The following is a 17,637-nucleotide window of genomic DNA, read 5'->3' on the forward strand; positions in this document are numbered from 1 at the left end:
GTATGAGCGACGAATCCGACGATCACCGATTCGCCACCGACAGCGTCCACGCCGGACAGGAGCCGGATCCGACGACCGGCGCTCGAGCACCACCGCTGTACCAGACGACCTCCTACGAGTTCGAGGATACGGACCATGCGGCCGCCCTCTTCGGACTCGAGGAGTTCGGCAACATCTACTCGCGGATCATGAACCCGACGAACGCGATGCTCGAGGAGCGCATCGCGACGCTCGAGGGGGGCGTCGGGGCGCTCGCCACGTCCTCGGGGATGGCGGCGTTCGACCTGGCGACGTTCATTCTTGCCGAGGTCGGTGACAACATCGTCTCGTCGTCGTCGCTGTACGGTGGGACCTACACCTACCTCACCCACACCGTCGAGAAACGGGGGATCGAGACGAAATTCGTCGACACGCTCGACTACGAGGCCTACGAGGAAGCGATCGACGACGACACTGCGTTCGTCCACCTCGAGACGATCGGCAACCCTGCACTCGTGACGCCAGACATCGAACGCATCGCGGACATCGCCCACGAGAACGACGTGCCGCTGTTCGTCGACAACACCTTTGCCACGCCCTATCTCTGCCGGCCGCTCGAGCACGGCGCCGACCTGGTCTGGAACTCGACGACGAAGTGGATCCACGGCGCGGGGTCGACCGTCGGCGGGGTCCTCGTCGACGGCGGCTCCTTCCCCTGGGACGAGGGCGACTACCCCGAAATTGCGGAGCCAAACCCCGCCTACCACGGCGTCAACTTCTACGAAACGTTCGGCGAGCAGGCGTTTGCCATCGCCGCGCGCACTCGCGGCCTGCGCGACCTGGGTAACCAGCAGGCTCCCTTCGACGCCTGGGTCACCCTGCAGAAACTCGAGAGTCTCCCCCTCCGAATGGAAAAGCACTCCGAAAACGCGATGGCCGTCGCCGAGTTCCTCGAGGACCACGACGACGTCGCCTGGGTCAACTACCCCGGTCTCGAGAGCCACGAGACCCACGAGAACGCGAAAGAATACCTCGACGGCGGTTACGGCGGCATGATCACCTTCGGTCTCGAGGGTGGGTACGACGCCGCCGAAACCGTGTGCAACGAGGTCGAACTTGCGAGCTTGCTGGCGAACGTCGGCGACGCGAAGACGCTGATCATCCATCCCGCGAGCACGACCCACCAGCAGCTCACCGAGGAGGAGAAACTGGCAAGCGGCGTCTCCGACGACCTCGTCCGGATCTCGGTCGGCATCGAGGACGTCGACGACGTGATCGCCGATCTCGATCGAGCGATCTCGCAGGCCTGAGCGGGCAAAAGGAGCAGAATCCGGTGATCGGCTCGGATTCCGGCCGTTAGTTCGCCGTCTCGTTTTCGCGACCTCGCTTTTCGTTCGAATCGTTCGTATCGTTCGTCCCGTCCGTTACCGAACGTTTACTCGAGCGCGTCCCGATCGGCAATCCGGAACCGACTCGCTCGTCGGTTCCGAGGAGGCGGGCGAAGCGGCGACGGTCGGCGGCATCTCTGTCGAGAGTCATGCCGACGAGAAACGTCGATATCGATTGTAGTTATGCGGGGCGTTTGCACTGGAAACGGGTGGCTTCGTTCGTGAAACGATCCCGTTCCTTGCTTGCGATTTCGCCCTGTAACGGTTCGATCGCCGAGAAGAAACAGCGTAACACCCTTTTCGGTCACGCCCGTCGATTACACCGATGACCGAACTTCCGGACGCCGCCGAACGCGAACTCGAATCCCACGACGCCTTCGCGCCGACCGACGACGGCGAGTACGAACTCGAGACGACGGTCTTCGACGCCACCGTAACCGCCGACGACGCCGAGGGGAAACGCGACGGGGAGTTCACCGTCACCGTCTCCCTCCCGACGCTCGACGCCGCCGTCGAGGGCGAAACCGTCGCACCAGTCGTCGAAGACGGCTGGTTCGAGACGCTCGAGCGACGACTCGGGGACGTCTTTTCAGTCGCACACACGAGCACGCACGATGAACCGGTCGTCGAACGCGACTCGAGCGAGGTGACCGTCCGACTCGAGTACGTCGCCTGGGACGCCGCCGAGGGGGTCGAGGACGCTAAGACGCTCGTCGAGTACGTCGAGGGAACCTACGCCCAAGGGATCATCCCCGGCTACGACTACCGCGGTCCGGCGGCGACGCTGCTCGCGAACGCCCAGCAGAACGCACAGAACGCGACGGAGGAAGGCGGCGGGATGCCGATGTAAACTGCTCTTTACAGAACTTCATTTACCGGCCGGGAGTGCGACTCAAGCCCTGCGAGAGTCGTACGACTCGGGGGAGGGCAGGCCGCTACACCGGAAGTGCCGCAAGCGACTATCAGGAGCGAGCGGGCCGACGACTGATGTGAGGTGCGCGGCGCTACGCGCCGCGATTAGGCGAACGGCGGAGCCGTGAGCCGAGCGACGGTAGGAGTGACCGAACGGAAGGAGGAGTGCTTTTCATCGAAGTTTTGCCGAGTGCGGTCGCTTCGCGACCGCACGCAGAGCAAAAGTTCGTTTCTAGTCCATCGCGATGTACGTCTGCGTCCCTTCGACGCCGTCGATTTCCTGGACTCGAGTCGCCGCGATTTCTTTTACCTCCGCAGGCGCGTCGACGTTCGTCTTCGCGATGATGTCGACGTCACCCGCGACGATGTAGGCCGACTGGACGCCCTCGATCGCTTTGATCTCGTTTCGAAGCCGGTCCGCCTCTCCCGTGTTCGCTTTGATCATGACGAATGCTGTGACCATCAGTTGACACCTCCGGAGCCGGAACTCGAGCCCGTTCCCGCGTTCACGGCTGCACGCGCTTCCGATTCACCGACGAGCAGCTGTCGAATCTCACTCAGGACCGCGAAGTCGGCGAGGACGACCAGTCGATCGCCGACCTCGAGCGATTCGTCTTCGCCGGGCAACTCGAGTTCGCCGTCGCGTTTGCCAAAGGCGAGGACGGTCGAGTCGGCGGGCAGTTCGAGTTCGGGGATCGTGTAGCCGTTGACGGGTGCGTCGTCGGTGATCGTCAGTTCGACGATCTGTAGCTGCTGTTCGACGTCCGCGATCGCACGGATGGTTCCGCCGAGGAGGGCGTTTTTCGCGCCGATCGCGCCGAGCCGTTCGGGGTAGATCAGTTCGTCGACCTCGTCGGCGTACTTCCGGTAGATCTCCTCGCGGTAGGCTTCGTCGATCCGCAGTATGGTCCGGCAGCCGTAGTGTTTCGCGATCATACACGCTGTGAAGTTGGCGTTTAGATCGGCCGTTAGCGCACCCAGCGCGTCCGCGTTCGTGATGTCGGCCTCCTCGAGGGTTTTCTCGCGAGAGCCGTCGCCGTCGACGACGGTGAACCCCTCGTTCCGGGCCCGTCGGACCCGCGGCTCGTCCCGTTCGATGAGTGTTACGTCGTGGCCCTCGTCGCGCAGGACGCGTGCCGTACGCAGTCCGACCCGACCGGCGCCGATAATCACGAACCGCATGCACAGGGGTACGCTCGCCCCCGTCAATAAGCTTGCCCCGTTTTACCATACACCATGCCAACGGGCAAAGGCTTTAGTCGTGTGATGGAGTACCACACTCCCGATGGTCCACGCGTTCATCATGGTGAAGACGGCCGCCGGGAAGTCGGAAGGGCTGCTCGCCGACATCAGAGGCCTCGAGGACGTCGAGGAAGCCCACATCGTCGCGGGCAACTACGACATCATCGCCGAGGTGGAAGCCGAGGAGGTCTACGACATTCTGAAAGTCGTCTCGACGAATCTCCAGGGGCTCACAGGTGTCACCGACACGAAGACGTATATCGCGATGGATTAAGTTTTGACGTTCTTAGTGAACGACCGTTACAGCTCGATGATTTCTGAAGGTAGTTGAATCAAAAACCTATATCTGCCACGTACGTAGATGCATTTAGAATGCAATTCTGCGACGAGTGTGGTTCGCTGATGCACACGGAGGGCGATACGTGGGTGTGTCGCTCCTGTGAGAACGAGGAACCACGGGAATCGCAAGCGGAAGCGGCGATGGCGACCCGGGAGGGGCAGCGGGACGACGGGGCACCTGCCGTAGCCGACGCGACTCAGGGCTCCACCGAGACGATGCAGGAGCCCTGTCCAGCGGACGACTGCGACAGCGACCGGGCCTACTACGAGATGATGCCGAAGCCGGGCGGTTCCTACGAGGTTCGGCTGTTAACCTGCGTCGAGTGTGGCCACAAGTGGCGCGAGACCTGACGGCGCATCTCGCGAATCCCTACCCCTTAAATACGCACAGACTCCCCTCCTCATTCCGTTCAGAAATGAACGCCGATAGGCAACTGCTGTCTGCTGGTTCTGCTCTAAACTGAAGACGAATAGAACGAACTTTTTCCGCTCGAGTTCGCCTTCGGCGAACCACTCTCTGCTCAGGGATGCAAACCCCCCGTCCGCACGACTCGCGGGCACGACGGTCCCGCGCTGGCGCAAAAACGTCGATGAAAAAGCCGCTCACTCGGGTCGCTCGCTTGCGGTGAGCGAACGGTGCCCCGAATGGACACGACGCCGTGTTGTTCTGTGGATCTAAAGCCCTACTCTTCATAAAAGAGCCGTGAGTGAATTCCGCCATGACCTGTCCGTTCTGCGCCATCGTCGCGGAAGAGGAGGAGGCCGAGGTTCTCGACGAGACTGCCAAAACGCTGGCCTTTGCACCCCTCGAGCCAGTCTCCGAAGGACACCTGCTGGTAATTCCGAAAGCCCACCACGAGAACCTGTTCGACATTCCTGATTCGACGTTTCGGACGGTCGTTACGCACGCGAAGACGATCGCCGAACGGCTTCGGGACGACGAGTTCGACGGCGTGAACGTTCTCCACGCCAGCGGGGAGGCGGCCCAGCAGTCGGTTCCACACTTCCATCTGCACGTCGCGCCACGTCGTTCCACCGACGGGTTGGACCTGTGGCCGGACAGTGGCTACGAAGCGTCGGATTCCGATGGGAGCTACGAGGCCGTAAAAGCAGCACTCGAGGGAAACTCGCAGTAGTTTACACAGTAACAGCGCGAAAGCCCACGATTTACTCGTGGGATGAAGCGCGTAAGATTTAATCAGGCCTCGTACAATACTACCACGTGCCGAGGTCGAGGTAAGGATACGCACCCATACGGGGTAGATGAAGCCCGCTATCTCGACCGGGGGTCGTACTGACCCGACCCAGAACGCAAGTCGTTCGAGGACTCGAACGGACTTGCGAACCTCCCCAACTTGTGGGACCCCCGTCCGTGACGGGAACCCCACGACTTCAGTCGTGGGAGGAGGTCAGTTTCCGGTTACGCCGGCCAGCACGTCTTCGACTTCCTCGAGCACTGCATCCGGTTCCTGCGTCGCGTCGATCCGAACGAACCGATTCTGGTGACGCTCGAGCAGTCGTTCGTAGTTCTCGTGAACCTGCTCGAGGTACTCTACCCGTTCGAATTTGTTCGTCGCGCCCGCGCGTTCCGCGGCGGTCTCGGGGTCGACGTCAAGATAGATCGTCAGGTCGGGTTCGATCGTGAACGGTTCGTGGACGGCGACGACGTACTCGAGGGGATCGGGGACTTCGAGTCGGTCGTACGCTGCGAGGGTGGCACCCTGGTAGGCGAATCGGGAGTCGGAGTAGCGATCCGAGATCACGAGGTCGCCGCGCTCGAGGGCGGGTTCGATCGTTCGGGTGAGGTGGTCGGCGTGGTCGGCGGTGTACAGGAAGAGTTCGGCCAGCGAGTCGGCGTCGTCGTCCTCGATCGAGCGGTAGACGGCGTCACCGTACCAGGAGTCGTTCGTCGGTTCGCGGGTAAAGACCGCGTCGGGGTAGCGATCCTGGAGTGCCTCCCAGACCGTCGTCTTGCCGCTGCCGTCCAGTCCCTCGAGCGTGACGAGCATGGTCGCACGTGGTAGAGAGAAATATAAGGTCCATTCGTTTCGGCGGCGAACCTACCAGCGTAGCCGATCAGTTATTTATCGGTTCGCGTGTATATTCCGACTATGAAGGTCCTCGTCGCTGGCGGCACCGGTTTCATCGGCACGAATCTCTGCACCGAACTCGTCGAACGAGGCCACGAGGTGACGGCGCTGTCCCGGAACCCTGACCGGGGGTCGCTCCCCGAGGACGTCGACCTCGCGATGGGAGACGCGACCGCCTACGAGTCGATCGAGAGCGCAGTCGCGGGGCAGGACGCGGTCGTCAATCTGGTCTCGCTGTCGCCGCTGTATCAGCCGAAGGGGAATCTGGACCACGAGACCGTCCACCTCGGCGGCACGGAAAACCTGGTTCGGGCGGCCGAAACCCACGACGTCGACCGGTTCCTCCAGATGAGCGGCCTCGACGCCGATCCGAACGGAGATACGGCGTTTCTCCGCGCGAAGGGTCACGCCGAAGACGTCGTCCGGGACTCGAGTCTCGAGTGGACGATCTTCCGCCCGTCGGTCGTGTTCGGCGACGGCGGCGAGTTCGTCGGGTTCACGAAGAAGTTGACGACGCCGTACGTCACGGGGCTTCCCGGTGGCGGCGAGACCCGGTTCCAGCCGATCTGGGTTGGCGACCTCGTTCCGCTGCTTGCGGATGCCGTAGCGGACGACGACCACGCTGGCGAGATCTACGAGGTCGCCGGTCCGCAGGTCCTGACGCTCGCGGACGTGACGGAACTGGCGTACGAGGCCGACGGAAAGTCGGTGTCCGTGTTGCCCGTTCCGATGGCGCTTGCGAAACTCGGTCTCACCGTGGCAGAGCCGCTCCCGTTCGTCCCGTTCGGCCCCGATCAGGCACGATCGCTGAAGATTGACAACACTGTTTCCGACAACGACGTCACCGCGTTCGGCGTCGATCCCGACGAACTGACGACGCTGCAGACGTATCTCGAGTCCGACGGTCGTGCGTTCGAGTCGCCACGAGAGCCGACGTGACTGCCTGTCGCACAGTATCCCGTGACTCGTTCCCGTGCCACAACTGTTAATATAAAGAACATGACTGCCGCTAGTCAGACGTTTCTTTTTCCTTGACTATCTCCTTCGAAAAACCGTCCCTTCTATCGATTTTTTATGCTCGTGAATTTTCTCATAAAGGGCACCATCAAAAGACTTATGTCCCTGATTACTCTGTTACCTATTCAACGGAGCCCCCTGACAAACAATGAAGTTGGCGATGATCGGATTCGGACAGGCCGGTGGTAAAATCGTCGATCGGTTTCTCGAGTACGACGAACGAACGAACAGCGCGATCGTCCGTGCGGCGGTCGCGGTTAACTCCGCGAAAGCGGACCTGATGGGACTCGATCGGGTTCCCAAGGAAAATCGTGTACTCATCGGCCAGGCCCGCGTGAAGGGCCACGGTGTAGGAGCAGACAACGAACTCGGCGCGGAAATCGCCGAAGAGGATATCGACGAGATCCAGAACGCGATCGACTCGATCCCGACCCACGAGGTCGACGCGTTCCTGATCGTCGCCGGGATGGGCGGCGGGACTGGGTCGGGGGGTTCCCCCGTCCTCGCGAAACACCTCAAGCGGATCTACACGATCCCGGTTTACGGGCTCGGAATTCTGCCTGGAACTGACGAGGGTGGTATCTACACGCTCAACGCGGCTCGGTCGTTCCAGACGTTCGTCCGCGAGGTCGACAACCTGATGGTCTTCGACAACGACTCCTGGCGACAGACCGGCGAGTCCGTCGAAGGCGGTTACGCCAAGATCAACGAGGAGATCGTTCGACGCTTCGGCGTCCTCTTTGGCGCCGGCGAGGTCGGCGACGACGAGGAAGTCGCAGAGAGCGTCGTCGACTCCTCCGAAATCATCAACACGCTCTCCGGTGGTGGTGTCTCTACTGTCGGCTACGCGAGCGAAGGCGTCGAGCTGAACAACAGCAGCGGTCTCCTCTCCCGGTTTACCGGCGACGACGCCGACCACGACCTGGACGGCGCGAACACGACGAACCGGATCACGAGTCTCGTCCGCAAGGCTGCACTCGGGCGTCTCACGCTGCCCTGTGAGATCGAAGGGACCGAGCGCGCACTGCTCGTTCTCTCTGGTCCATCGGAGTATCTCAATCGAAAAGGGATAGAACGCGGACGCAAGTGGCTCGAAGAGGAAACCGGTAGCATGGAAGTCCGCGGTGGCGACTTCCCACGCGAGGTGCCCGAGGTTTCGGCGTCGGTGCTCCTGTCGGGTGTCACCGACGTCCCGCGGATCAAGCGCCTCCAGCAGGTCGCGATCGAAGCACAGGACAACATGGACGAAATCGCGGCCGAGAGCAACGAAAACCTCGAGGAACTCGTCGACGACGACGAGGACGAACTCGAGCCGTTGTTCTAGATCGAACGAATCGGGAACGCAACGGCGGTGGTCGACGGTCGCTTGCGTGTCGGGGGGCACGTAGAACGCGACCCGGTGTGGTCGACGCGTCGTCCATCGGCGTTTCCCGACTTCGAACTCCGACGTACTTTTGAGCGCGTACGGGCTACGACCGGCAGATGCAGGTCGTCGTGCCGTTCGCCGCAGAGTCGCCCAAGACCCGTCTCGAGAGCGTGCTCTCTCCCGAGGAGCGAGCGACGTTCGCGCGAGCGATGCTCGTGGACGTCCTCGAAGCGATCATCGAGACAGGGTACGAGCCGACCGTCGCCTCGACAGCACCGCTCTCGCTCGAGTCGGGGTTCGACCTCGCCGACGACACGGTCGATCTCGATTCCTCCGCGGCGACGCTTTCCGACGCCGGCGTCGCGGTCGAGGTCGACGACAGGCCACTGACCGACGCGGTCAACGCGCGATTCGAGGCGACCGAGGAACCCGTCGCCGTCGTCATGGCCGACCTCGCGCTCGCGACGCCCGAGGCGCTCGAGGATCTCTTTGCTCGAACTGCCGACGTCGCCGTCGCGCCCGGACTGGGCGGCGGGACGAACGCGCTCGTCGTCTCCCACCCCGAGTTCCGCGTCGACTACCACGGCGCGTCCTATCTCGATCACTGCCGGATCGCTCGCGAGGTCGGTGCCTCGCTCGAAACGGTCGACTCGTTCCGGCTGGCGACCGACATCGACGAACCCGCGGACCTCGTGGAACCGCTCGTCCACGGCTCCGAGCACAAGCACGCGCCGTCGTACCTGCGGGACCTGGGCTTCGAACTCGAGACGACGGACGGGCGCGTCGACGTGGCACGAACCGCTCGCGACCGCTCGAAGTGAAGTCCTTATGTATCACGCGCCGACACTCCGATGTAATGATCCCCGGGGCCAGCGAGTACGGCGTCGACGTGACGATCGACGACGCGGCGGTCGAAGACCTGCTCGAGGTCACGCCCGACGACGTCGACGGACCCTCAGAGTTGACGTTCGCGCGTAACGTCTTCGTCCCGTTGACGACGGCCTGTCGGTACACCTGTACCTACTGTACCTACTTCGATCCGCCGGGACAGGCGTCGCTGCTCTCGCTCGAGGAGGTCCGGGAAATCTGTCGACAGGGTGCCGACGCGGGATGTACGGAGGCGCTTTTTACGTTCGGTGACGATCCAGACGACCGCTACACTCAAATCTACGAGCAACTCGAGGAGTGGGGCCACGACTCGATCCACACCTACCTGCGGGAGGCCTGCGAGGTCGCTCTCGAGGAAGGATTGCTCCCCCACGCGAACCCGGGCGACCAGACCCGCGAGCAGATGGCGGAAGTGGCGGACGTCAACGCCAGCATGGGTGTGATGCTCGAGACGACTGCGGAGATCGACGCCCACGCTGGCCCACGTCGGAAGGAGCCGGGCCAGCGCCTGCAGACGATCCGGACGGCGGGCGAACTCGACGTCGCCTTCACGACCGGCATCTTGGTCGGCGTCGGCGAGGACTGGCGCGATCGCGCGGAGAGCCTGCTTGCCATCCGCGAACTCCACGACCGGTACGACCACGTCCAGGAGGTGATCGTCCAGCCGGTCCGGGAGAACGAACGCTGGTCCGGCGGGACGCCCGACCTCGGGACGATGCGCCGGGTGACGGCGATGGCCCGCGCCGCCCTCCCGGAGGAGGTGTCGGTGCAGGTACCGCCGAATCTCACGCCCGCACGCGAACTGATCGACTGCGGCGTCGACGACCTCGGCGGCGTCTCGCCGGTCACCGACGACCACGTCAACCCCGACTACGCCTGGCCCGCCCTGCGAGAACTCGAGTCGATCGCAGACGATTCGGGACTACCCCTGGAGGAACGGCTGCCCGTGTACGAACGATTCCTGCCGGCCGACCTGCGGCCTGCGGGGTTCGACGGCGTTCCGGCCGAGGGGACGAACGGTGGGAACGACTCGAGTCGCGAGTGGATCTCGTCGACGATCCGTGACGCATTGACAGCTGACGACGAGGCCGGCCGCCGGTACCGGTCGGTGATCGGCTCGTCCGCGTAAATCGTCGGGAAATATAAGTTCGCGTAGCTACCGTACCCGATATGTCAGTCCCCGACGCCGCGGCGACAGCGGAGACCGTTGTCGACGAGATCCTCTCTGCCGTCGTCGCCGACGAGACCGTCCTGGAAGAGATCATCGCCGGCGTGCTCGCACGCGGACACGTGCTCCTCGAGGACGTACCCGGAACGGGAAAGACCCTCACTGCACGGTCGTTCGCGACGGCGCTCGGCCTCGAGTTCTCCCGGATTCAGTTCACGCCGGACCTGATGCCCTCCGACGTTACCGGCTCGTACGTTTTCGAGGAGGAGACCGGCGAGTTCCACTTCACGCCCGGTCCGGTGTTCGCGAACGTCGTGCTTGCCGACGAGATCAACCGTGCGCCGCCGAAGACCCAGTCCGCGCTGCTCGAGGCGATGGAGGAGGGACAGGTGACAGTCGACGGCGAGACACACGACCTGCCGAATCCGTTCGTCGTCATCGCGACCCAGAACCCCGTCGAGCAGGAGGGTACCTTCGAACTCCCCGAAGCCCAGCGTGACCGGTTCATGATCAAGACCTCGCTCGGCTATCCCGACGCCGACGGAACGCGTGAACTGATCGACCGGCGGGCCGACCGCGACCGCCCGGATCCGACCGTCGACCCGATCGTCGACCGCGAGACCGTCCGCGAGTTACAGCGGGTTCCCGAAACCGTCACCGTCGAAGGGCCGCTGCGTGACTACGTCGGCGCGGTCTGTCGAGCGACGCGGACGGACGGCCGAGTCGACGTCGGTGTCTCCCCGCGTGGCGTCCAGCGACTGTTCGAGGTGAGTCGCGCGTGGGCCGTCCTCGAGGGCCGGGACTACGTCGCTCCGGACGACGTCAAGTCCGTCGCGCCAGCCGCGCTCGCCCATCGGCTCGTGTTGACGCCCGAGGCGAGCGTCGAGGGCGTCTCTAGGCGGGCTGTCGTCGACTCCGTGCTCGACGACGTCGAGGTGCCGGCGATGAACCCCGAGTCAGCGAAACAGTAGCTGGGTACCGAAGACGACCGCAGCGAGCGCGACGACGACGGCTCCTGCTGCCGGAGCCGAGAGCGTCGGTGCGAACACCGTCGCAGCGACCAGTCCGATCACGGCGATGGGAACGCCGACGGCCGCGATCAGCGCGCTCCAGCCGGCACGGACGTACTGCGGCCGCCGGGACGCGCCAGCACCGACGTCGCGGGCCAGCGTCCGTCCGTACCGGCCGACGTCGTAGACGAACAGTCCGGCCGCGATCGCAACGAGCGAAATCACGGCGACCCGAATATCCGCGAGCCCAGCGACCGCGTCGACGGTCGCGCCGACACCGACGCCGCCAGCTATGAGTGTGCAGGCGATCACGGTCGCGCTCCCGTGACCGAGTTCCCGGTGCAGCCATCGATGAGCGATCCTCACCGGTAGTCCGGCGACGAGAACGACGGCGGCAACCCCCAGTAGCGAGCCGACGGCCGCTGGCGAGTCGGCCCCGACCACGAGCACGACCGGGAGCGAACCACCCAGGCCGACCGTCGAGCCGACGAGAACCGGAACGACGGCGTTCGACCCCGCGTTCGTGCCGAACCACGAGAATCGAACGATCAGTCCGAACGCGATCGCAGTACTCCCGACGGCGGTTACGACTGCGATCGCGCCACGGACGACCGTCGATCCGGCAATTCCGGCGGCGACTCCCTCGAGAAGCGGGACGTACCAGGAGAGCACCGCGAGCGTCCCGAGGAGGAAGCCTGCGACGATGACGCCGACGGCGAGCAACGAGAGGAGTCCGTTTCGAGCGCGGATATACGAATCACGGGTCGACGGCCTGGCGAACGCGCCGGCGGGAAGCGAGACGAGACCACCTCCGATGGCGATCGCTGCACCGGCCACTGCCAGGAAGAGGCCACCCGTCCCGTGACCCGTAGCCCACAGTATCGTCTCGAGCACCGCTTCTCGCCCGCCCGCTTGAGAGGCGGAGAGCACGGCCAACGCGACCGTTCCGGCGACGAGTCCCGAAAACAGCGCGCCAGTACTGACGCGATCGACTGTCGCGGTCGTCAACCGATCGGAGAGAGTGCCGCCAGTAGTGATCCCGATCACCGCCCCGACCGCCGTCATTGCGGCGCCGGCGACTCCCGTTGCGGTTCCAGCGGCGGCGGCGATGGCGCCGATACCGACGACCGGCAACAGTGCCGAAGCAGCCGCCGTGTGCCAGTACGATCCGCTGAATCCCGCCGCCACTGCCGCGAGGACGAGCCCGAACGCCGCTCCGACGGCGACAGACGGATCGAACGCGGCCAGCGCGATCGTTCCGACGAGAGCCGCGACCGCGACCGTCCACGCCGTCGTCGACGGCAGTCCAACGTCTCCGTCGGTCATCGTCGGCTCACCTCCCCGATAGCCTCGTGGAGAACGAGTCCGAGCGACCGCTCCGGCTCCCAGTCGACGACGCGGGCTCCGGTGGCACGAGCGTGAGCCAGTCGGTTCTCCCGGTCGAGCGCCTCGAGCCGGGTCGCGAGGTCGTCACCGCCCGTCACGTCCGGCGAAACGATTCGTACGGCGAACCCTCGAGTCCGGAGCTGTTCGACGAGTTCGAGCGGCGCGTCGTCGACGAACGAGGAGAACAGGTACACCTGTGCCTCGCCGGGCAGCTCCGTGGCCACCCTCTCACCCAGACCACCGGAAGAGAGGGTGTAGAACCACGAGTCGTAATTCTGCTTGCGAGCCGTCTCTAGCAGTCGCGTCGCTCGTTCTCGCGTCACCGCTCCGGTACCCGGTTCGACTGTCTCGGTCCACCGCTCGGAGATACCGATGACGCCCGTGGGATGGCCTGCGTCTATAAGCGTCTCGAGCGTCCGTTCGGCGGCGTCGGCCGAGTGGTCGACTGCGGGGACGGCTTCCACCGTCGCTGCACGGAACTGGCTGGGTCTGGCGTCGACGATACAGACGACTCGCGTCGATCGTTCGGCGCGGTACTCGACGGTCGCCAGTTCCCGGCTGGCGGCGTACCGTCGCCAGTCGATCGAGTTGACCGGATCGCTCGGTTCGTAGTCGCGTACGGAGTAAAACTCGACGCCGCTGCCGCCCTCGTCGGTCGGTACGTCGCCAGCGTAGTCGTTCGTCGCATCGCCCAGCGGAACCGTCTCGACCGTCGGCGTACAGCGAACGGTGTCCTGGCCGTCTACGTCCGGCGTCCACGTCTCCGTCACCGAACCGCTCGGACCGCGCGTCCGAACCGTCGCGTCGTCGAACGTGTACTCGCCACGCTCGAGTTGCATCTCGTACTCGACGGTCGTCGTCTCGAGTGGCTCGAGGGAGACACAGGCCCGCGGCGTACCGGAGACGACCGACAACGACGCGGGAACGCCGTCGACGATTCGAAGGTCGACGATCGGCTCCGAGTCGGCGTTCTGGACCGTGGTCCGGACGGTCGCGGTCTCGCCGGGATCGACGGAAACGACGGACTCCTGCTTGTCACTTCGTTGCTCGCCGTCGACGTTGATCTCGCGGCTGACTCGGACCACTGCGGACCGTCGAGTGCCGAAGACGGCTGCAGCGACGTACCACAGCGGCAACGTTGCAGCGACGACGAGCACCTGGCTGCCGACCGCGAGACCCGCGCCTGCTACCAGCAACGCTGCGGCGACGGCCCACTCGCCGCGGTCGACCCGGCCGACGGTTCGATCACCGGTCATCGGGACACCTCCGGTTCCGTTCGATCGGACCGTCCGGGGGACAACTCGAGAGTCGACGTCTCCCGTCCTCCTTCGGCGGGTTGCTCGAGCGAGCGCGAATCGGCTCCGATCTCGTCGATCGCCGACAGCGTCCGCCGGACTCGCCGCTCGAAGGCTTTCCCGGGATCGATCGCGCCCCGGAGCCGTTCCTCGAGCGGTTGACCCACGTCGGTCGAGAGGAACGCGGCGGCGACCCGATCGTCGGTCCACGTTCCCGACCGAACCGCTTCGCGGGCGCTGTGGCGATCGAGACCGCGTCTCGCACGGAGGGTGCGAATCGCTCCCTCGTCGAGTCGCTCCACGACCTCGGCGGTCGCTCGCTCGGCTCGACAGCGATACCAGTCGTTTGCGGCCTCGTCGAGTTGCCACTTCGTCTCGCGGGCGACCGGATCTTTCGTTCGCGTGTCTCCCTTCTCGGGTGGCTCGCCGTCATACAGCGGTCGCTCGCTCGAGTCGGCCGCGACGAGTGCCCACCAGAGCGCGCTGATCGCGAGAATCGCGCCGAGGATCGGGAGCAGTACCGCGAGCGCGTAGAGCAGGCCGGCGAGAACCTGGCCGTATCGGACGAATCCTCCGAGAGCCACCGCACCGAGGGAGAGGACGGCACCCCCTGCGATCACCGCGACGGCGAGACGGCTGGGATCGGACGTGAACCATCGTGTGACAGATCCACGACCGGTGGACCCCGAGCGACGGCTCATTCGGATCCCTCCGTACTATCGTCCTCGCGGTCGTCGTGTTCGATCAGGTCGGTCGCCGTTTCACGCGCCTCGAGCACTCGCTCGGGCGAGGGGTCACGATTCCCGTATTCGACGTCGCGAACGATCGAGACGAGTCGGGCCACCTGCTCGCTCGGGAACCCGGCCGCGAGCGCGTGCCGGGCGGCCTGGCCCGGCGTCAGCGTCTCCCGGTTCGCGGGAACGATCCGGTCGAGAAACGCGTGCCAGGCCGTTCGAATCTCGGCGCGCGGGCCTCGAGGAGCGAGCGATTCGTCGGCCAGCGTCGCCGGCTCCGTCCCCTCGGGTTCGTCCTCGTCGTCCTCGTCGTCCTCGTCGTCCGACTCGTCGCCGGCGAACAGATCCTCGAGGAATCCGCTTTCCGTCCGCGAGTCGCCGGAACGAATCGATTGCTCGAACAGCGAGCCCAGCAGCGACACCGAACCGAACGCGCTGCCGAACGAGGAGAGGGCTGGACCGATCGACGGCAGCCCCCGGCCGCTGCGTTCCGGAATCACGAGGTCGAACCGAGGCAGCGACACCGACGGGACGTGGATATCTCGCAGTCCCGCAAACGCCCCCTCGAACGCGTCGACTGCCCTCGAGAACGCCCCGCCGCTCCGGGCGAGGACGTCGGAGACTCCCGAAAGGACGTTCGCGAGCGCGACGAACGTTCCGTTGAGACCGATCCCCCGTCCGTCGGTGCGGGCGGCGAGTCGGACGTAGGTTACGACCCCGCCGACGACGAAGCCGGGGACGAGCACGACGAGCGCCGCAAGCCGGAGATAGAGGTTCTCGACGGTCGTCATCGTGGATTCCTCGCCCACGGTTGCGGTAACCGTCGCCGAATCGTCGATCGGCAGCCAGACGATCGCCCGGCCGTCGTCACCGGTCGTTTCGCTCTCGCCGTCCTCGAGTTCGATCGTCGCGTCCGGGACCGGCGTGCCGTCCGCCGAGACCTGCACGGGAGCGGGCGATCCCGGGAACAGGAACTGGGAGACGAACCCGACCGTCGGCTCGGCGACCTCGACGGTTCGTTCGCCCGCAACCGGACCGCGTTCGACGCTGATATCCGCTGGTCCGGCGCGTTCGGGAAGCGTCACGGTAGCGAACCCGTCCTCGTCCGTCGTTGCTGCTTCCTCGCCGTCGACGTAGACGGTCCCGGCCTCGAGCGGCATCGAGCCGACTTCGGCCGACAGTTCGAAGTCGGCAGTCGGCGCGGCACCGTCGTGGAACTCGATCGTCGCGTTCGTCTCGACGTCGACCGTTCGCGACGTGTTGTCCTCGGGGACCGACACGGTCATCTCGTCGGTGTACGGGACGGTGGCATCGATACGCCCCCAGTCGGTGTATCCGATGGATTCCTCCTCGACTTCGACCTCCCGTTCGCTGAAGGGACTCGCGGAGTCCACTTCGATCCTGACCTCGTTGCCCGGCTCGAGTGCGCCGTCGATCTCGATGGCGGGATCCCGTACGGAGCCGGAATCGGACGTCTCGTCGTCCGAATCGCGGGAATCAGTCATTTCGTCGTCGACTGGATCCGGGGTAACCGAAGGCGTTCCGTCGATCGATTCCCAGTCCCCGGCCGCCGACTCGTCGCCACCCGGCGGGGCGAGTCGCGGATCCGCCGCCGGTAACGCGCTGGCGACGGCCAGCAGACACACGACACAGCCGAGCACGAACAGGAGCTGATGCTTCCCGTTCATTTCGACCCCCTCGTTCGTTCCAGGTCGACGGCAATCTCCTGAAGCCGCCGCACCCGTTTCTCGACCGGTGGATGCGTATCGGTCCCCGCGCCGATAGTCGGCGTCTCCCCCTCGAGCCACGTCCGAACCTGGTCGCGGCGAGTATCGACGGCGGCCGACTCCGCTGTGGCTGGGATCGAGTTCGTGTCGGCGTCGGCACCGGTAACGGGGTTGGTCGGGACGATACACAGCGCACGCGTCCTGGCAATTCGCAGGTCCGTTGCCGGCGTGTCCGTCGTCTCGGCGAGCGTCGTCAGCGCAGTCGCGAGAGCGAGGGGATTACCCGTCGTCCGGGCGGCCGCGGCGTCGGCGGCGAACTCCCGTGCGTGAGAGAGGGTCCGCGTCGACCAGTCGGCGATCGTTGGGAACACCCACAACAGCGGTGCAACGAAGAAATACGTCAGTGCGACGAGCGGGAGAAACCACTGCAACGCAAGTTTTCCCCGGATCGTCAGCTCGTCGGGATCGAACAGTGCCCGACGTGCCAGCCGCGCCGCGTGATAGACTCGATCGGCGATCTCGACGAACAGCGTCGTGATCGTCATCAGCGTCACGTCGCGGTTGGCGACGTGAGCGAGTTCGTGGGCGAGGACGGCCTCGAGTTCGTCGCTGTCGAGTCGCTCTATGAGGCCCGTCGAGACGACGATCGTCGCGTCGGTGAACCGGCCGATCGTGTAACAGCTCGGTTCCTCACCGTCGACGACGCGAACGTTCGGCTCGGGAACGTCGGCGGTCATCGAGAGGCGGCGGACGATGCGGCCGACTTCGTGGTCGGCGTCGCCGCTGCTCGCTCTCGAGAGCACGCGGTTGTAGCCGTAGTACACCTGTGCGCCGAGAAACGCCGCGACCAGCACCGCTGCGGTGAGCCAGGAAACCGGCAACCGAAAGACGTCGACGGCGACCGTTCCGTGCTGGAGGAAGACGATGCTCCCAGCGACGAGCCACGGCAGGAACACGCCGTAGGCCCACAGGACGACGAGGACGAACAGCGCGTTCACCGCGACGAAAACGGCGAGAACGCTACAGATTCGGAGACGAAGGTTCATGGAGGGCGTTACTTCGGATTTCCGTTACAATGTCAAAAATTTTCCCCGAC

General features: G+C 64.9%; 19 protein-coding genes. 10 read left to right on the forward strand and 9 right to left on the reverse strand.

Features of this window, described 5'->3' with window-relative positions; translation table 11 throughout:
- The first annotated feature begins 2 nt into the window (after window positions 1-2).
- Window positions 3-1,289, forward strand: a complete 1,287-nt coding sequence (locus BLR35_RS01325) for an O-acetylhomoserine aminocarboxypropyltransferase/cysteine synthase family protein (RefSeq protein WP_090376212.1) — start codon at window positions 3-5, stop codon at window positions 1,287-1,289.
- 46 nt (window positions 1,290-1,335) lie between these two features.
- Here BLR35_RS01325 and BLR35_RS01330 read toward each other — a convergent pair whose 3' ends face one another.
- Window positions 1,336-1,518 (reverse strand): hypothetical protein, encoded by a 183-nt coding sequence (locus BLR35_RS01330; protein ID WP_090376215.1) that lies wholly within the window; start codon window positions 1,516-1,518, stop codon window positions 1,336-1,338.
- Window positions 1,519-1,692: 174 nt separating this feature from the next.
- Here BLR35_RS01330 and BLR35_RS01335 point away from each other — a divergent pair, with 174 nt between their 5' ends.
- Window positions 1,693-2,217: a DUF5813 family protein gene (locus tag BLR35_RS01335; RefSeq protein ID WP_090376218.1), complete on the forward strand. Its 525-nt coding sequence runs from the start codon at window positions 1,693-1,695 to the stop codon at window positions 2,215-2,217.
- A 294-nt stretch (window positions 2,218-2,511) separates the two neighbouring features.
- On the opposite strand, the gene BLR35_RS01340 is transcribed toward BLR35_RS01335, so the two are convergent.
- Both BLR35_RS01340 and BLR35_RS01345 read right to left on the reverse strand, forming a co-directional pair.
- The gene (locus BLR35_RS01340; protein ID WP_090376221.1) at window positions 2,512-2,742 is read right to left on the reverse strand and encodes an Lrp/AsnC family transcriptional regulator; all 231 of its coding nucleotides are present in this window, start codon (window positions 2,740-2,742) and stop codon (window positions 2,512-2,514) included.
- Window positions 2,742-3,461: a potassium channel family protein gene (locus tag BLR35_RS01345; protein ID WP_090376223.1), complete on the reverse strand. Its 720-nt coding sequence runs from the start codon at window positions 3,459-3,461 to the stop codon at window positions 2,742-2,744. Before BLR35_RS01345 ends, BLR35_RS01340 begins: the two co-directional genes overlap by 1 nt.
- A 103-nt stretch (window positions 3,462-3,564) precedes the next feature.
- On the opposite strand from BLR35_RS01345, the gene BLR35_RS01350 reads away from it, so the two are divergent.
- The 3 genes from BLR35_RS01350 (at window position 3,565) to BLR35_RS01360 (ending at window position 4,996) form a co-directional block, all read left to right on the forward strand.
- Complete coding sequence (locus BLR35_RS01350; protein ID WP_090376226.1) at window positions 3,565-3,795, forward strand: Lrp/AsnC family transcriptional regulator; 231 nt, start codon at window positions 3,565-3,567, stop codon at window positions 3,793-3,795.
- Between the two features lie 98 nt (window positions 3,796-3,893).
- Complete coding sequence (locus BLR35_RS01355) at window positions 3,894-4,211, forward strand: RPA12/RPB9/RPC11 RNA polymerase family protein (protein ID WP_090376229.1); 318 nt, start codon at window positions 3,894-3,896, stop codon at window positions 4,209-4,211.
- Window positions 4,212-4,579: 368 nt separating this feature from the next.
- On the forward strand, window positions 4,580-4,996 hold the full coding sequence (locus BLR35_RS01360; RefSeq protein ID WP_090376232.1) for an HIT domain-containing protein: 417 nt from the start codon (window positions 4,580-4,582) through the stop codon (window positions 4,994-4,996).
- Between the two features lie 273 nt (window positions 4,997-5,269).
- On the opposite strand, the gene tmk is transcribed toward BLR35_RS01360, so the two are convergent.
- A complete protein-coding gene (tmk, locus tag BLR35_RS01365; protein ID WP_090376236.1) occupies window positions 5,270-5,869 on the reverse strand; it encodes a dTMP kinase in 600 nt (199 codons plus the stop codon).
- A 102-nt stretch (window positions 5,870-5,971) separates the two neighbouring features.
- Between tmk and BLR35_RS01370 the strand changes: the two genes are divergently transcribed.
- The 5 genes from BLR35_RS01370 (at window position 5,972) to BLR35_RS01390 (ending at window position 11,360) form a co-directional block, all read left to right on the forward strand.
- The gene (locus BLR35_RS01370; RefSeq protein WP_090376239.1) at window positions 5,972-6,889 is read left to right on the forward strand and encodes a complex I NDUFA9 subunit family protein; all 918 of its coding nucleotides are present in this window, start codon (window positions 5,972-5,974) and stop codon (window positions 6,887-6,889) included.
- A 226-nt stretch (window positions 6,890-7,115) separates the two neighbouring features.
- On the forward strand, window positions 7,116-8,291 hold the full coding sequence (locus BLR35_RS01375) for a tubulin/FtsZ family protein (RefSeq protein ID WP_090376242.1): 1,176 nt from the start codon (window positions 7,116-7,118) through the stop codon (window positions 8,289-8,291).
- Window positions 8,292-8,449: 158 nt separating this feature from the next.
- Window positions 8,450-9,154 carry a 2-phospho-L-lactate guanylyltransferase gene (gene cofC / locus BLR35_RS01380; protein WP_090376244.1) on the forward strand — a complete coding sequence of 235 codons (705 nt, stop codon included), beginning with the start codon at window positions 8,450-8,452 and terminating at the stop codon, window positions 9,152-9,154.
- Between the two features lie 35 nt (window positions 9,155-9,189).
- Entirely contained in the window at window positions 9,190-10,350 is a 1,161-nt protein-coding gene (cofG, locus tag BLR35_RS01385; RefSeq protein WP_090376247.1) for a 7,8-didemethyl-8-hydroxy-5-deazariboflavin synthase subunit CofG, read from the forward strand.
- A 41-nt stretch (window positions 10,351-10,391) separates the two neighbouring features.
- Window positions 10,392-11,360 carry an AAA family ATPase gene (locus BLR35_RS01390; protein WP_090376251.1) on the forward strand — a complete coding sequence of 323 codons (969 nt, stop codon included), beginning with the start codon at window positions 10,392-10,394 and terminating at the stop codon, window positions 11,358-11,360.
- Here the strand turns inward: BLR35_RS01390 and BLR35_RS01395 are convergent.
- The 5 genes from BLR35_RS01395 to BLR35_RS01415 are packed head-to-tail and all read right to left on the reverse strand — an operon-like array spanning window position 11,346 to window position 17,587.
- A complete protein-coding gene (locus tag BLR35_RS01395; protein WP_090376254.1) occupies window positions 11,346-12,725 on the reverse strand; it encodes a hypothetical protein in 1,380 nt (459 codons plus the stop codon). The two genes, BLR35_RS01390 and BLR35_RS01395, sit on opposite strands and share 15 nt — an antisense overlap.
- Window positions 12,722-14,041 carry a DUF58 domain-containing protein gene (locus tag BLR35_RS01400; protein WP_090376257.1) on the reverse strand — a complete coding sequence of 440 codons (1,320 nt, stop codon included), beginning with the start codon at window positions 14,039-14,041 and terminating at the stop codon, window positions 12,722-12,724. The genes BLR35_RS01395 and BLR35_RS01400 overlap by 4 nt, the downstream gene beginning before the upstream one ends.
- The gene (locus tag BLR35_RS01405; protein WP_211704959.1) at window positions 14,038-14,781 is read right to left on the reverse strand and encodes a Yip1 family protein; all 744 of its coding nucleotides are present in this window, start codon (window positions 14,779-14,781) and stop codon (window positions 14,038-14,040) included. The genes BLR35_RS01400 and BLR35_RS01405 overlap by 4 nt, the downstream gene beginning before the upstream one ends.
- Window positions 14,778-16,502, reverse strand: coding sequence for a DUF4129 domain-containing protein (locus BLR35_RS01410; RefSeq protein ID WP_090376260.1), 1,725 nt, complete (start codon window positions 16,500-16,502; stop codon window positions 14,778-14,780). The genes BLR35_RS01405 and BLR35_RS01410 overlap by 4 nt, the downstream gene beginning before the upstream one ends.
- Window positions 16,499-17,587: a M48 family metalloprotease gene (locus tag BLR35_RS01415; RefSeq protein WP_090376263.1), complete on the reverse strand. Its 1,089-nt coding sequence runs from the start codon at window positions 17,585-17,587 to the stop codon at window positions 16,499-16,501. Before BLR35_RS01415 ends, BLR35_RS01410 begins: the two co-directional genes overlap by 4 nt.
- Between the last annotated feature and the right edge of the window lie 50 nt (window positions 17,588-17,637).

Source organism: Natronobacterium texcoconense, assembly GCF_900104065.1.
Lineage (GTDB): Archaea > Halobacteriota > Halobacteria > Halobacteriales > Natrialbaceae > Natronobacterium > Natronobacterium texcoconense.

Bases quoted from the DNA above. Each gene is read 5' to 3' on its own strand.
- BLR35_RS01325 (WP_090376212.1), top strand. From the start codon at position 3: ATGAGCGACGAATCCGACGATCACCGATTCGCCACCGACAGCGTCCAC.
- BLR35_RS01330 (WP_090376215.1), bottom strand. From the start codon at position 1,518: ATGACTCTCGACAGAGATGCCGCCGACCGTCGCCGCTTCGCCCGCCTC.
- BLR35_RS01335 (WP_090376218.1), top strand. From the start codon at position 1,693: ATGACCGAACTTCCGGACGCCGCCGAACGCGAACTCGAATCCCACGAC.
- BLR35_RS01340 (WP_090376221.1), bottom strand. From the start codon at position 2,742: ATGGTCACAGCATTCGTCATGATCAAAGCGAACACGGGAGAGGCGGAC.
- BLR35_RS01345 (WP_090376223.1), bottom strand. From the start codon at position 3,461: ATGCGGTTCGTGATTATCGGCGCCGGTCGGGTCGGACTGCGTACGGCA.
- BLR35_RS01350 (WP_090376226.1), top strand. From the start codon at position 3,565: ATGGTCCACGCGTTCATCATGGTGAAGACGGCCGCCGGGAAGTCGGAA.
- BLR35_RS01355 (WP_090376229.1), top strand. From the start codon at position 3,894: ATGCAATTCTGCGACGAGTGTGGTTCGCTGATGCACACGGAGGGCGAT.
- BLR35_RS01360 (WP_090376232.1), top strand. From the start codon at position 4,580: ATGACCTGTCCGTTCTGCGCCATCGTCGCGGAAGAGGAGGAGGCCGAG.
- tmk (WP_090376236.1), bottom strand. From the start codon at position 5,869: ATGCTCGTCACGCTCGAGGGACTGGACGGCAGCGGCAAGACGACGGTC.
- BLR35_RS01370 (WP_090376239.1), top strand. From the start codon at position 5,972: ATGAAGGTCCTCGTCGCTGGCGGCACCGGTTTCATCGGCACGAATCTC.
- BLR35_RS01375 (WP_090376242.1), top strand. From the start codon at position 7,116: ATGAAGTTGGCGATGATCGGATTCGGACAGGCCGGTGGTAAAATCGTC.
- cofC (WP_090376244.1), top strand. From the start codon at position 8,450: ATGCAGGTCGTCGTGCCGTTCGCCGCAGAGTCGCCCAAGACCCGTCTC.
- cofG (WP_090376247.1), top strand. From the start codon at position 9,190: ATGATCCCCGGGGCCAGCGAGTACGGCGTCGACGTGACGATCGACGAC.
- BLR35_RS01390 (WP_090376251.1), top strand. From the start codon at position 10,392: ATGTCAGTCCCCGACGCCGCGGCGACAGCGGAGACCGTTGTCGACGAG.
- BLR35_RS01395 (WP_090376254.1), bottom strand. From the start codon at position 12,725: ATGACCGACGGAGACGTTGGACTGCCGTCGACGACGGCGTGGACGGTC.
- BLR35_RS01400 (WP_090376257.1), bottom strand. From the start codon at position 14,041: ATGACCGGTGATCGAACCGTCGGCCGGGTCGACCGCGGCGAGTGGGCC.
- BLR35_RS01405 (WP_211704959.1), bottom strand. From the start codon at position 14,781: ATGAGCCGTCGCTCGGGGTCCACCGGTCGTGGATCTGTCACACGATGG.
- BLR35_RS01410 (WP_090376260.1), bottom strand. From the start codon at position 16,502: ATGAACGGGAAGCATCAGCTCCTGTTCGTGCTCGGCTGTGTCGTGTGT.
- BLR35_RS01415 (WP_090376263.1), bottom strand. From the start codon at position 17,587: ATGAACCTTCGTCTCCGAATCTGTAGCGTTCTCGCCGTTTTCGTCGCG.